This is a genomic window from Shewanella sp. LZH-2, from assembly GCF_016859145.1.
Lineage (GTDB): Bacteria > Pseudomonadota > Gammaproteobacteria > Enterobacterales > Shewanellaceae > Shewanella > Shewanella xiamenensis.
This window is the reverse complement of sequence record NZ_CP069350.1, coordinates 3,320,372-3,335,083: the sequence shown is the minus strand read 5'-3', so window position 1 is coordinate 3,335,083 and position 14,712 is coordinate 3,320,372. Positions and strand designations below refer to the sequence as shown.

Genomic DNA, 14,712 nt, shown 5'->3' with positions numbered 1-14,712 from the left:
GACCCTTTTGATTCAACTGAATGTGTGATGCCACTAAAGAGTGGGATAACAGAATGGCGGCTAATATACCACAGTTATGCTTTGGCGTTATTGTGGGATTGCGATTGCTTGATTGGGATGGGATAAAACACAGGTCGGGCAAAAAAATGCGCACCCGAAGGTGCGCCAAAATTCACAAGCAAATGGTGGACTCGTGGGTACGAGTCCGAGACTCACAGGTACAGCGGTACAACAAAAAACCATTAATCTAAGTAGTTAAGAATGCCTTGTGCGGCATCACGTCCTTCGGCAATTGCGGTCACAACCAGATCCGAGCCACGGACCATATCGCCGCCAGCAAATACCTTTGGATTGGTGGTTTGGAATGGATTATCGGCCTGTTTACTGGCTTTTACTCGGCCCCATTGGTCGAGTTCAATGCCGTAATCGGCAAACCAAGGCGCAGGGCTAGGTTGGAAACCGAAGGCGATAATTACCGCATCGGCGTCGAGTAGCTGCTCACTGCCTTCAATCGCTTCGGCACGTTGACGGCCACTCGCATCGGCTTTACCCATTTGAGTTTCAACGCATTCGACACCCACCACTTTGCCATCCTGGGTTTTAATCGCCACGGGTTGACGGTTAAACAGGAAGTTCACTCCCTCTTCACGGGCGTTTTGCACTTCGCGGCGAGAACCCGGCATGTTGGCTTCATCGCGGCGATAGGCACAAATCACGCTGCTGGCCCCTTGGCGAACTGCGGTGCGAACACAGTCCATGGCGGTATCACCACCACCGAGGACCACAACGCGCTTACCGGCAAGATTGAGGTAAGGGGTGTCAGGATTACTGCTGCCCATCAGGTGATGGGTATTGCCAATCAAGTAGGGCAGGGCTTGGTACACGCCTTGGGCATCTTCGCCCTCAAGGCCCGCTTTCATGGCGGTGTAGGTGCCCATGCCGAGGAAGACGGCATCGTATTCCTCAAGCAGTTGGTTAAAGGCGACGTCTTTACCGACAGTTACGCCCAGCTTGAACTCGATTCCCATGCCTTCTAACACAGTGCGGCGAGTTGCCATCACGGCTTTATCCAGTTTAAAGGCGGGAATACCGTAGGTCAGCAGGCCACCAATCTGGGGATACTTATCAAACACCACAGCCTTAACCCCATTACGGGCAAGAATATCGGCACAGCCTAAACCAGCAGGGCCTGCGCCCACAATCGCGACCTTTTCCTTGCGCGGCGTGACTTTACTCATATCCGGACGCCAGCCTTGGGCGATGGCGGTATCGGTAATGTATTTCTCCACATTACCGATAGTCACTGCGCCAAAGTCGGCGTTTAGGGTACAAGCGCCTTCACAGAGTCTGTCCTGTGGGCAGACGCGGCCGCAGATCTCGGGCAGGGTATTGGTCTCATGGACTAAATCCGCCGCCTCCATGATCCGACCCTGTTGCGCCAGTTTCAGCCAGTTGGGAATATAGTTGTGCAGCGGGCATTTCCACTCACAATAAGGGTTACCGCAATCGAGACAACGGTCCGCTTGTTCACTCACCTGTGCTTGCTCAAAGGGTTGATAAATCTCAATAAACTGAGTCGAACGCTTTGCCGCAGGGTGTTTAGTTGGGTCTTTACGACCCACTTCAATAAATTGAAAATCGTTACTCATCTGCTATTACCCCGCTTTTACTGCCAGTTCCGGGCTCGATTGCTCTAATTTGAGCAGATCTGCAACGGCGATATTTTTCGGTTTCACTAATACAAAGCAATCTAACCAGTTGGCAAAGTCGCTTAAGATCATCTTTGCGTGCTCACTGCCTGTTTCGGCCACATGTTCTTCAATCAAGCCTTTCAAATGCTGTTGATGAATAGGCGATTCGAGTTTTTGGGTGTCTACCAGTTCGCTATTGACGCGGCGATTAAAGCGGCCAAATTGGTCGAAAACATAGGCAAAGCCGCCCGTCATCCCCGCGCCGAAGTTGACCCCGGTTTTACCGAGCACGACCACAATCCCGCTGGTCATGTATTCGCAGCCGTTATCGCCTAAGCCTTCAACTACAGCAATCGCGCCCGAGTTACGTACCGCAAAGCGTTCACCCGCTTGACCTGCGGCGAAGAAGCGTCCGCCAGTTGCGCCATACAGACAAGTGTTACCGACAATAGCGCTGCGCTCGCTCTGGAATGGGCTACCCAGCGGTGGATAAATCACAATCTTACCGCCCGACATGCCTTTACCAACGTAGTCGTTGGCATCACCGCAGAGCTTGAGTTCAAGGCCGGGGCTGTTCCATACCCCAAAGCTTTGGCCGGCGCTGCCGTTAAAGCTGAGTTTTATCGGTGCCTTAGTGCCTTTAACGCCAAGGGTAGTCGCGATATAGCCCGACAGGCGTGCGCCCACTGAGCGGTCAGTGTTGTTGATACTGTAAGCGGCATCGAAACACTCGCCCTTATCGACCGCACTCTGGCACTCGTTGAGCAGATGTTGGTTGAGTAAGCCTAAATCTGCTGGTGGGTTGGTTTCCTGCCAGGTGCGCGAGGTACTGGCTCTGACCTTCGGCTGATACAGGATTGGCGCTAAATCGAGTCCGCGTTGTTTATCGGTCTGGCCTTCTAAGGTATGTAGCCACTCACTGCGGCCCACTAAGTCTTCAAACTTGCTGACCCCTAAAGTCGCCATCCACTCACGGACTTCCTCGGCAACAAACTCAAAGTAAGTCATCACTCGCTCTGGTAAGCCGTGGTAGTGGTTATCGCGCAGTTTCTTGTCCTGAGTTGCGACACCGGTAGCGCAGTTGTTCAGGTGGCAAATACGCAGGTACTTACAACCTAAGGCAATCATGGGCACAGTCCCGAAGCCAAAGCTCTCGGCGCCGAGTAAGGCTGCTTTGATGACGTCGGTTCCGGTTTTTAGGCCGCCATCGACCTGCAAGCGGATCTTATGGCGTAGGCCATTTTCCACCAGAGATTGATGCACTTCGGCAAGGCCGAGTTCCCATGGGCTGCCAGCGTATTTCACCGAGGTGATAGGGCTCGCGCCCGTGCCACCATCGTAGCCAGAAATAGTGATCATATCGGCATAGGCTTTTGCCACACCGGTGGCGATAGTGCCGACACCTGGTTCAGACACTAACTTCACAGAGATCAGTGCCTTGGTGTTGATTTGTTTTAAATCGAAAATCAGCTGGGCTAAGTCTTCGATAGAATAGATATCATGGTGTGGCGGTGGTGAAATCAAGGTTACACCGGGACGCGCGTGGCGCAGCCCTGCAATTTCTACACTCACCTTATGGCCTGGCAGTTGTCCGCCTTCACCGGGTTTTGCACCCTGGGCCACTTTAATCTGCAACACATCGGCATTGACTAGGTAATGGGCGGTTACGCCAAAACGTGCCGAGGCAATTTGTTTAATTGCCGAGTTACGCTCGGTGTTAAAGCGGCGAGCATCCTCACCACCTTCACCCGAGTTAGAGCGGCCACCTAAACGGTTCATTGCAATGGCTAATGCCTCATGAGCCTCGGGGCTTAAGGCACCGATACTCATGGCCGCACTGTCAAAACGTGGGAACAAGTTACTAGCAGCTTCGACCTTATCCAGTTCAATTGCAGCTTGGTCAGCCTTAATGCCAATCAAATCCCTTAGGGTGGCAACAGGGCGGTTATCCACTAATTCGGCAAACTTCTTATAGGTCGCAAAATTTTTGTCGATTAAGGATGCCTGCAATGTGTTGACCACATCAGGGTTGAAGCAGTGGTACTCACCGCCATCCACGTATTTGAGTAAACCGCCTTGTGGCAGTGGCACATGGGCGCGGTAAGCGGCTTTATGCAGCAGCGCTTGATCGTTGGCGATATCCTCAAAGCTTGCGCCTTCGATACGACTCACCACTCCTTTAAAGCACAGTTCAATCACATCACTGGCGATACCAATGGCTTCAAACTGCTGGCTACAACGGTAGGAGCCGACGGTGCTGATCCCCATTTTCGACATGATCTTACGTAGACCCTTCTCGATGCCGTAGCGGAAGTTCAGCATCAACGCCGTGGTATCGGTCAGTTGATGGCGTTTCGCTAGATCTGAGATTGATTCATACACTAGATACGGATAAATCGCCGTAGCACCAAAGCCGAGTAGCACTGCAAAGTGGTGCGGATCTCGCGCCGAGGCGGTCTCGACAATGATGTTGGTATCGCAGCGCAGGCTCTTACTCACCAGCATTTGTTGTACTGCGCCGACTGCCATGGCCGCTGGGATTACCTGCGCCGATTTATCAATCGCACGGTCGGATAAAATCAGCAGCGTAGTGCCACTGCGGGCTAAACGCTCGGCTTCCGAGGTGATGCGGCGAATCGCCTGTTCTAAGCCTTCTTTCGGATCGTAGTTTAAATCGACGATATTGGCGCGATAGTAAGTGCTATCTAATCCGAGTAATTGATTGAAATCACTGAATAATAAGATCGGTGAGTTGAACATCACTCGATAGGCATGGCCAGTCGTTTCGTTGAAGAGGTTTTGTTCGCGGCCAATGCAGGTCGCCAGAGACATCACGTGCTTTTCACGCAATGGATCGATAGGCGGGTTAGTGACTTGAGCGAATTTTTGCCTGAAATAGTCATAGAGCGAGCGTGACTTTTTCGACAATACGGCCATTGGCGTATCATCGCCCATGGAGCCAGTCGCTTCTTCGCCTTGTTTTGCCAGTACCCAAATCACTTGTTCAAGCTCTTCGCGGGTGTAACCAAACTGCTTTTGGTATTGCAGTAGTTGCTCAGGGCTTAATTCACTGGCGCCATGTTGCTCTGTCGTTAGCTGCTCGGCAGGAATTAAAGTACGACTGTTTTTCGCCATCCATTCTTTGTAGGGGTGGCGACGCTTAAGGTCGTTATCGATTTCGAATGACTGATATAGACGGCCATTTAATGTATCTAACACTAACAGCTCGCCAGGGCCGACACGGCCTTTTTCAATCACTTCATCGGCGGCGTAGTCCCAAATGCCGACTTCTGAGGCGAGGGTTAAGATACGATCTTTAGTGATCACATAACGAGATGGGCGCAGACCGTTACGATCGACCGCGCAAGCGGCGTGGCGACCGTTGGTCATTACGATCCCCGCAGGACCATCCCATGGCTCCATATGCATGGAGTTAAAGTCATAGAAGGCTTTTAGCTCGTCATCCATCTCTGGGTTACTTTGCCACGCTGGCGGAATAAGCAAACGCATGGCGCGGTATAAGTCCATCCCGCCAGAGAGCAGCATCTCGAGCATATTGTCGAGGGAGGAAGAGTCAGAACCCGTTTCATTCACAAACGGTGCCGCCTGCTGTAAGTCAGGCAGCAGCGGCGAATTAAATTTATAGGCACGGGCACGGGCCCATTGGCGGTTACCGGTAATCGTATTGATCTCGCCGTTATGGGCAAGATACCTAAAGGGCTGAGCGAGTGGCCATTTAGGTGACGTATTGGTTGAAAAGCGTTGATGGAATAAACAAATAGAGCTCTTCAAACGGATGTCGGCAAGGTCGGGATAGAATGCGGGCAGGTCGGCAGGCATCATTAAGCCTTTGTAGACGATGACTTGACCTGAAAGACTCGCGACATAAAAGTCTTTATCGTCAGTAATTTGTTGCTCTAAACGGCGGCGAGCCATGTAGAGACGTCGCTCAAGATCTTTCTCACGCCAACCAATGGGGGCGTTAATCAGCACTTGATAGATTTGCGGTAGGCTCGATTTACCAATCTCACCCAATACCTCAGGATTGATAGGGACTTTACGCCAACCAGCGATACTTAATGTTTCACGCTCGAGTTCGCGTTCGAGGATGAATTTAGCTTGGTCGGCTAATTCCTCATCTTGGCTTAAAAACAACATGCCTACAGCGAATTTGCGGCTCAAGTGCCAGTCATTTTCTGCGGCTACGGCCTCAAAGAATTGCAATGGTAGCTGCATCAATAAACCACAGCCGTCCCCAGTTCGACCATCAGAGGCGATACCGCCACGGTGTTTCATGCGATCAAGGCCATGGATAGCTGTGCGCACGATACGATGACTGGCTTCGCCATCCATTTGTGCAATCAAGCCAAACCCACAATTGTCCCGCTCAAAACTGGGATGATATAAGCTCATACAAAAACCTCCCTTGACCTCAACGAAATTACTACTCGGGAGAAATGTAAAGACTTTCTATAGATATGCACCCGAACCACCCAAATTATCCTGAGATTAACTAAAGGTCAAACCAAAATTTTGCATAAAATATGGGTATTAATTCATGTTTCATACACAAAACACAATTGCTTGACGTTAACGTTAACTGATTAAAGTGCTGTATAACGTTATGAATAAAAAGAATTTTAAAAAATGAAAAACTTGTAAGTTACCAAAATGTAACATTGGCACGGATTGTTTTTGATTTAGAAATAGTGATTTTTATTGCAAATACAGTGTTTGTATAAAAATATGAAATAAGTGAATTGTTATTCCGTTTGGTTGTGAGTGCTATCACAGAATGTAAAGGCCCTGTGAGGGGCTGCTCAGGTTTTTAGCTTGGATATGGTGAATATTATGAGAGTTTGATTTACCGCACAAGAAAAGTGTGCTCGCATTGTTTATTATGAGTTTTTTCGTCTATCTACACATCATTATTTCTTCTTTCTTGTGATTTTATCTTGGTTATTTTTAATGAAACGACATGAAATATGGCAGGCGAGCTAATGGGGCTCGATGCATATGTAAACACATTTGGTGCTGTTTGTAAGGCTAAATACGGTGAGCGATTACGCAAGCTCACCATAGATGCCAAATTCACTTGTCCTAACCGTGACGGCACGCTTGGACGTGGTGGTTGTACCTTTTGCAACGTGGCGTCCTTTAGTTATCAGCAAACGGAAACGCTCAGCATCAGTGAGCAGCTAGAACAAGGGAAAGCCCGTTATAAAGAGGCGAAACCCAAGCTGAATGCGGATAAGTTTATCGCTTATTTTCAGGCTTATACGAGCACTTATGATGAGTATCAAGTGCTGATGGCTAAATACGATGAGGCGGTCAAAGACAGTGAGATTGTGGGCCTGTGTGTTGGCACTCGTCCCGACTGTGTGCCAGATAATGTGTTAGATTTACTAGCAAGTTACCAGCAAAAAGGCGTTGATGTGTGGTTGGAGCTTGGGCTACAAACCGCCAACGACAAGACGCTACACAAGATTAATCGTGGCCATGATTTTGCCTGTTATTGCGATACCGTTTTGCGGGCGAGAAGCCGCGGTTTAAAGGTGTGTACTCACCTTATCTTAGGTTTACCCGGTGAAACTCGTCTCGATTACATGGCGACCCTTCAGGCCGTGCTGACGCAGGGCGTAGATGGTTTAAAGCTGCATCCATTACATGTGGTTGAGGGCAGTACTATGGCAAAAGCTTGGCGCGCAGGGCGCTTACCTTTGCTCAGTATTGAGGAGTATGCGGCTTGTGTCGGCGAACTGGTTCGGCATACACCGAAAGAGGTGATATTTCATCGGGTGACCGCCTATGCGAAAAAACCGATACTGCTGGCACCCGATTGGTGTGGTTATCGTTGGAATGGCTTAGTGGCGATTGTTGAGGATCTTGCGCGTAAGGGTGGACAAGGCGCGGCATTAGCGCGACCATAATGTCCATATTTGCTGAATGGATTCATTTGGTAATTTTTTATCGCTAATAGTATTTGATATAGTTGATTTTTTGTTAATAAAAACATCTTTTGACCACAAATGCTGCTATAAGTTGCGCTGACAATTTTAGTGGGTATCATGTCATAAATTTGTTTTAAGCATTGGACTACTTAAGGGAGGCCTAGATGGCCACAGTTGAATTAGAGACAATTCTAGATCTCAATACGTTAGAACAGTATTGCAGCGCGATTGGTGCCGGTACTTTGCTAAAGAGCGTGGTGTTATTTGAGCAATTAATGCCTGAATATGTTGGGAATCTAGTAAAGGCTAACGAAGCTGCTGACAAGGACACTTTATGTTCTGAGGCCCACAAATTTAAAGGTGCAGCGGGTTCAGTTGGTTTAAAACGTATTCAGCAAATTGCCCAATTACTGCAGCATGGCGAAGAAGCGCGTTGGGAAGTTGAACATGCAACTTGGGTTGCGCAAATTGTTGAATTTGCGAGTGCCGATCTGCAGCAATTAAAGCAATTCTTACAGGCTAAAGCCTAGTTTGGTTTGCGAGGTGCGGCGTAAAGGTTGCACCTCGATAACTTCTTCCTTCTCGTTTTATCCCCTCTTTTGCTTTTCCCTCCTGTATTCTGAGTCGCCTCATGCGTTTTACCTTGATTGAAAATCGATTTTGCTCACACTATTGAGTAATTTAGCCGCGTTTTAGTTGATAACTTATGCTAGAGTTGATTAAATTTATTAATTCATAACCGTAGTGGCAATCGATAAAATGAAAAATTTACCTAGCCTTAAGAATCTATATTACTTGGTGAATCTTCATCAAGAGCAGAATTTTAATCGCGCCGCTAAGGTGTGTTTTGTCAGCCAATCGACTCTGTCAAGCGGCATTCAGAATCTTGAAGAACAGCTTGGCCACCAGTTAATTGAACGGGATCACAAGTCTTTTATGTTCACCGCTATTGGTGAGGAAGTGGTGCAACGTTCTCGCAAAATCCTCACGGATGTAGATGATTTGGTTGAATTGGTTAAAAACCAAGGTGAGCCTATGACGGGGGATATCCGCTTAGGTTGTATTCCTACCATTGCTCCATTTTTACTCAGCCGCGTTGTCAAACAGTGCCAACACGCTTATCCCGCGATGAGCCTATTACTCAAAGAGGATACAACAGAGCGCTTACTCGATGCGTTGGGTAAAGGGGAGTTAGATATACTCATTCTTGCTCTACCCGTTGATACCAGTGGCTACCACAGCATGAAGGTAGGTATTGATCCCTTTAAGATGGTTATCCACAAAGATTTAGTGGGGGGAATTCATCAGCCGATCGATTATCAGACATTACCTGATGAGAGTATTTTTCTGTTGCAGAGTGAGCATTGTATTACTGGCCATGCCATTACTGCTTGTCAGTTGGGCGACAGTGCTAAAGTCAATCCTTTTGCTGCCACGAGTCTGCATACCTTAGTACAAATGGTAAATAGTAAACTGGGCACAACGTTCTTACCGCAAATGGCGATTGATGCAGGGATCTTGAATGATACCGATCTGGTGGTCATGACTCCACCAGGTGAAGCGCCATATCGCGATATCGGTTTAGTATGGCGACAAACAACCAGCCGAATTTTAACTTTCCGTACGCTAGGTTTATTGATCCAAAAATTGTTAGCTAACGAAACCGCATAATCACTGAGTATTTTTGCTTTTGGTGAGGTTTATAAAGGGGAAACACCAAACACTTCAATCGAGTGTTGTTTCCCTTTTAATTTAATCGGGCCCAGATTAGTCAAACGATACTCACTGTCAGGATTATCGAGTCGTCCCGCTAAGGCGCCAGAGATCAACATACGCTGTCCTAAGGGATTACATTGATCCTGCAGTCTCGCTAACGTATTTAGCACATCACTAAAGAAGCTAATTTCTTGTTTTTGAACACCAACAACTGCAGCAACGACTTGCCCACAGTGAGCCGCCGCTTTAAATTTAGGCACAAAACCATAGTGTTCTTCAAAGTAACGTCTCTGCCAATTTAATTGCTGGCTAAATTCAAAATAGATATTCATGCAGCGGTCGTGCACAACACCTTCCTCTAAGGGCCAATGGATTAATACGGCATCACCCATATAGCGGTAGATTTCAGCTTCGTTATTACTCACAGTATCTGAAAGTAAGCTAAAACTATCTTGGATTAGGCGACTAAAGCGATAATCGCCAAGGGATTCAGCGTGAGTTGTTGAGGCGACCATATCTAAGTAAAGAAATAAACGCTGTTCGTATCTTGGCTTATGGTATTTGCCTAAACCAATATTGAGTAAAATACGTGGCCCAACTAAAAGCCCCATCTGCTCCACAAAGGCTAAACTCACTCGTACAACGACTAAATAAACAATTAAGGCTTGGAATGAGGGACTATAGAGAATATGCGCCGTAAGCATTTGTCTAAGGGTCGACATGTGATTTTCAATGGCCCACATATTTAGAAATTGGGTCATATAAGCTAAGGTTGTTGCACCTAATAACAGGAACAATCCTTTAAAAATGACTGAGAAGATATAAGGTAGGCGATTGATAGCGCTAAAATCAGCTATCAGATTGGACATCCAGTGTAAGCTGCCAAAAATAATCCCCATATAGACAGCGAGTGTCGCGAGATCAGCCGAACCTACAGCCCATTGCGGCAGTTCTGGTGATTGGGCATATCGAAAAAACACGAATGCAGCCATGGCTATCGCCCAAGCTAATATCGCAAAAAGAAGTTTTTTCGCTTGTCTACGAGTTCTCACAACGGGTTTTGTATCCGAATACGGCCATATATTTCAGGATGCCGTAGTTTATAGAAAATCATCACTAGAGTGCCAGTGATATTTGTGATCTGGATCAATACAACGCTATATAGCTACGAAAATTTAACCAAACACTTTATTTAATATCATTGCTGTAAAGGCGGTCTTGAGATAAAAACCGCGAGGATTGGTCATTTTGAGGCTGCCATCCTCGGCAATACTTTGAGTCAATGCTTTACTATTAGCGGCTTTAGGGCGTAATTGGAGAACTTCACCGTGCCTAGCGGTGAGATTTTCGACTTTACCAAGAGCAATCAGCTCCATGATTTCTTCCCAATCCTGTTGCAGTAATGCTTGCTCTTGTGGATCGGGCTGCCACAGTATCGGTGTGCCAACTCTGCGTTCACCCACAGGGATATGTCGCTCTCCCTCTACTGGTACCCACAGTACTCGTTGTAACTTGTGACACACTAAGCTGTCTTGCCAAGTTAATCCTTCGATATTAGTCAGCGGTGCAACACATACATAGGTGGTTTCTAGCGGTTTGCCCTGATGATCAATGGGGATAGTTTTTAGCTCTACTCCGAGGTGAAGAAAATCTTGCTCGGGTTTCGAACCTGCTATCGCACCTAATTCCATTTCAATGAGTTGTCCCACCCAACCTTTATCGCGTTTCAGATTGTCGGGGACACGAATGCCGCGATGGGCAGCAATTTGCGCCAAAGATACACCGGCCATCATATTAGCGCGTTCGAGCAATTCGCTCAGATTTTGAGGGGGAATAATAGGTTTCATAGGCGAATTTTACTGGAAAATAACTGCTTAGCAACCAAGGTCAAAAAATGAACATTAAAATAAGAATAAACGCATTGCTAACTTTTTTCGCCTAATGCTTTGATTTTTATTGTTTTTATCTGGTTTTTGACAAGTGTCAGTTAAAGTGTTCAAAGTTACTCTCGGCTTTCCCTTGCGTTTCTCACATATTTATCCACAGATATTATGGATAACTCACAATGCGTGTGCCTTTAACTGAATAAAATCTTTGAGTCAATGGTAGTAAGTGGCATTTTTAAATAGGGATGTGGGTAATTTTGGGTGTGCTCTGTGTATAACATTTAAGGATTACTCTAATTAAATAATAGAATTTATTTTAGGTTAAAAAGTGAGCGTTTGTGTGTTTGGATAGATATTTTGTAAATTGTTAAGGTTTATCTTAATGATTTATAGGTTATTTTTTTGATGTGGTATGCGTTGTGATGTATATTCTATTTGTTGTTTTTTGAACGATATACCTAGTTTACCCTAGTTTCAAACAGAGATATCCACAGAAAATGTGGATATCCCCTTAGATTAAGTCGATGAGTTGTTGATAAAGTAGTAAGTTGAAACTATTTATCCAAAGATAAGCTGAAAATAGAGGTTTGCTGAGAGACGGGCTTTGTGAAACAATCGCTTTATTAAAATTTATCCTTATTTGGAGTCCATGTGATTGATAGCGACGGCTTTCGCGCAAATGTGGGCATAATAATTTGTAACAGATATGGCCAAGTCATGTGGGCCAGACGGTTTGGACAACACTCATGGCAGTTTCCCCAAGGCGGTGTAGATGATGGTGAATCGGCCGAAGAGGCTATGTACCGTGAATTGTATGAGGAAGTTGGCTTAAAACCCGAGCATGTCACTATATTAACCTCGACGCGCTCTTGGCTAAGATACCGTTTACCTAAACGCTTAGTGAGACAGGACAGTAAGCCTGTGTGTATTGGCCAAAAGCAAAAGTGGTTTCTGTTACAACTCAAAAGCCAAGATAGTGCGATTAATTTAAGTTCTTCAGGCCACCCTGAGTTTGACGATTGGCGCTGGGTAAGTTATTGGTATCCGGTGCGGCAGGTTGTCTCATTTAAGCGTGATGTTTATCGTAAGGTCATGAAAGAATTTGCGGTAACGGCATTGTCATTCCAAACCCAGGAAATACCGAGGAAGCGGGTAAGACAAAAGACAACGGGCTGATTTTCAAAAGAGGATTGAAAACAGTGTTAAATACGCTCAGGGATATTACCCAAGCTGTGGCTTCTGCCCACAGCTTAGAAACCGCATTAGAAGTCCTAGTTTCATCGACCAAGGCTGCGATGGAAACCCAATGTTGCTCGGTCTATATCCTAGAGCAGCAAGAACTCGTTTTATCCGCAACCGATGGTCTCGAAAAGAGCGCTGTCGGTCGAGTGCGCATGCCTTTAACTCAGGGCTTGGTGGGCTTAGCTGCCGAGCGTGAGGAGGCGGTGAATTTAGCCGATGCACGTTTACATCCGCGCTTTAAGCTCTTTCCCGAGGTTGCAGAAGAAGAATACCGTGCCTTTTTAGCTGTCCCTATTATTTATCAAAAAGCGGTTGTGGGTGTGATTGTGGTGCAGCAAGCTAGTGCACGGCAATTTAGCGAAGGCGAAGAAGCCTTTTTAATGACCTTGGCTGCGCAGCTTGCGATGGCGATCCGAGGATTAAAACAAAAGGCGCAGGTCAGTTCACTCCATCAACAGATTTTATTCCAAGGGACATCTGCATCCAGTGGGATCGCTATTGCACACGCGTTAGTGCTCGGTGGGGAGATTTCCCTCGAACAGCCCGATGTGCGCTGCGAGGACATTGCCCTTGAATCCAGCCGTTTAGTCGCGGCAATGGGGCGTTGTAAAGAGGCGATTGGTGCGCTATCTCAGCGTTTCGACCGAGAACAGGATGAGGAGGTCGCCTCAATATTCAATGCCTTACAGTTACTACTCGATGATGCCAGCCTCGGTGGTGAATATACCCGTGAAGTACAGCAGGGCTGGGAGGCTGAATCGGCGGTGAGCCGGGTTTCGTTGCGTTATATTCAGCAGTTTTTGGCGATGGAAGATCCTTATCTCAAGGAGCGGGCGAGTGATATCCGCGATTTGGGGCAAAAGGTGCTAAGGCAATTGATTGAGCCTGAGCGATTAGAGCATGAACCTGATAAACCTGTAATTTTAGTGACGAAAGAAGCCGATGCTACAATGTTGGCTGAATTTCCTCGACAAAAATTAGCCGGGATTGTGACCGAGCTCGGTGGCGTTAACTCCCATGCGGCGATTTTAGCGCGTGCGCTTGGTGTACCTGCGATTACAGGCGTTGAACAGTTACTTTCCGCCGATATTGATCAAAAGCTGTTAGTCGTCAATGCCAGTCGTGGGCAGCTTATGGTGTCGCCATCGCCTGCTATTGTTAGCGAATATCGCAGCCTTATCTCAGCGCAAAAAGCGTTGCAGCGCCAATACGCACAGGAGTTAGCGCTGCCTTCTGTGATGCTTGATGGCACGCGAATTAGACTCTATCTCAATGCGGGATTACTCAGTGGTGTCGCCTCGGAAATTGCCGAAGGGGCAGATGGTATTGGGTTATATCGCACTGAAATCCCCTTTATGTTGCAGCAGCGTTTTCCGAGTGAATCCGAGCAGGTAAAGGTTTATCAACAGGTACTCTCAGCGGCTTCGGGTCGCCCTGTAGTGATGAGAACCTTAGACGTTGGCGGCGATAAGCCTTTGCCGTATTTCCCGATTAAAGAAGACAATCCTTTCCTCGGTTGGCGTGGTATTCGACTATCACTGGATCACCCTGAGCTGTTTCTTGTGCAGTTAAGGGCCATGTTACAGGCTGGCGCAGAAGGCAAGCAGTTAAGCATTTTGTTACCCATGGTCAGTAATTTAGATGAAATCGATCAAGCGTTAGCCTACTTAGAGCAGGCTTATATTGAACTCAAAAATGATGTCAACAGCAATATCGAAATGCCGCGTATTGGCATAATGCTCGAAGTGCCTGCAATGCTATATCAGTTAGATGAAGTGGCAAAGAGAGTGGATTTTGTGTCAGTTGGGAGTAACGATTTAACCCAATATTTACTCGCAGTCGATCGCAATAACCCGAGGGTCAGTTCATTATTTGACAGTTATCATCCGGGGATTTTGCGGGCCTTACATCAGGCAAGAATAGATTGTGAATATCATCATCTTGATATCAGTATCTGTGGTGAGTTGGCTGGCGAGCCCATGGGCGCGATCTTGCTTGTGGCGATGGGATACAACCAATTGAGTATGAACCAAGGCAGTTTAGCGCGAATTAACTATCTGCTGCGCCGAGTCTCTGGTGATGATTTAGCACAGTTACTCGCGCAGGCGTTAAGTCTATCTAACGGTTTCCAAGTGCGTGAGCTGGTTAAAGAATATTTTACTCAGCAAGGATTAGCCACAATTCTTAATTAACTAATCGTGCCTTTTGCTTTAAGCTAAGGCTTCA

9 protein-coding genes are annotated in these 14,712 nt (G+C 46.9%); 5 read left to right on the top strand and 4 right to left on the bottom strand.

Annotated features, from left to right (window positions below):
• Positions 1 to 242: 242 nt before the first annotated feature.
• Positions 243 to 1,649, bottom strand: a complete 1,407-nt coding sequence (locus tag JM642_RS14680) for an FAD-dependent oxidoreductase (protein WP_203432065.1) — start codon at positions 1,647 to 1,649, stop codon at positions 243 to 245.
• A gap of 6 nt (positions 1,650 to 1,655) precedes the next feature.
• Positions 1,656 to 6,104 (bottom strand): glutamate synthase large subunit, encoded by a 4,449-nt coding sequence (gene gltB, locus JM642_RS14675; protein WP_203432064.1) that lies wholly within the window; start codon positions 6,102 to 6,104, stop codon positions 1,656 to 1,658.
• A gap of 587 nt (positions 6,105 to 6,691) precedes the next feature.
• Here gltB and JM642_RS14670 point away from each other — a divergent pair.
• The 3 genes from JM642_RS14670 to oxyR all read left to right on the top strand — a co-directional run bounded on the left by JM642_RS14670 (position 6,692) and on the right by oxyR (position 9,313).
• Complete coding sequence (locus JM642_RS14670) at positions 6,692 to 7,621, top strand: TIGR01212 family radical SAM protein (protein WP_203432063.1); 930 nt, start codon at positions 6,692 to 6,694, stop codon at positions 7,619 to 7,621.
• Between the two features lie 185 nt (positions 7,622 to 7,806).
• Positions 7,807 to 8,172 (top strand): Hpt domain-containing protein, encoded by a 366-nt coding sequence (locus tag JM642_RS14665; RefSeq protein ID WP_037415552.1) that lies wholly within the window; start codon positions 7,807 to 7,809, stop codon positions 8,170 to 8,172.
• A gap of 229 nt (positions 8,173 to 8,401) precedes the next feature.
• On the top strand, positions 8,402 to 9,313 hold the full coding sequence (gene oxyR / locus JM642_RS14660; RefSeq protein ID WP_050991326.1) for a hydrogen peroxide-inducible genes transcriptional activator OxyR: 912 nt from the start codon (positions 8,402 to 8,404) through the stop codon (positions 9,311 to 9,313).
• A gap of 29 nt (positions 9,314 to 9,342) precedes the next feature.
• Here oxyR and JM642_RS14655 read toward each other — a convergent pair whose 3' ends face one another.
• Positions 9,343 to 10,410: an adenylate/guanylate cyclase domain-containing protein gene (locus JM642_RS14655; RefSeq protein ID WP_172589446.1), complete on the bottom strand. Its 1,068-nt coding sequence runs from the start codon at positions 10,408 to 10,410 to the stop codon at positions 9,343 to 9,345.
• Positions 10,411 to 10,533: 123 nt separating this feature from the next.
• The gene (gene mutH, locus JM642_RS14650) at positions 10,534 to 11,205 is read right to left on the bottom strand and encodes a DNA mismatch repair endonuclease MutH (RefSeq protein ID WP_172589447.1); all 672 of its coding nucleotides are present in this window, start codon (positions 11,203 to 11,205) and stop codon (positions 10,534 to 10,536) included.
• A gap of 690 nt (positions 11,206 to 11,895) precedes the next feature.
• On the opposite strand from mutH, the gene rppH reads away from it, so the two are divergent.
• Positions 11,896 to 12,420, top strand: a complete 525-nt coding sequence (gene rppH, locus JM642_RS14645) for an RNA pyrophosphohydrolase (RefSeq protein ID WP_037415562.1) — start codon at positions 11,896 to 11,898, stop codon at positions 12,418 to 12,420.
• Between the two features lie 23 nt (positions 12,421 to 12,443).
• Positions 12,444 to 14,678 carry a phosphoenolpyruvate--protein phosphotransferase gene (ptsP, locus tag JM642_RS14640; RefSeq protein WP_144375347.1) on the top strand — a complete coding sequence of 745 codons (2,235 nt, stop codon included), beginning with the start codon at positions 12,444 to 12,446 and terminating at the stop codon, positions 14,676 to 14,678.
• Positions 14,679 to 14,712: the final 34 nt, after the last annotated feature.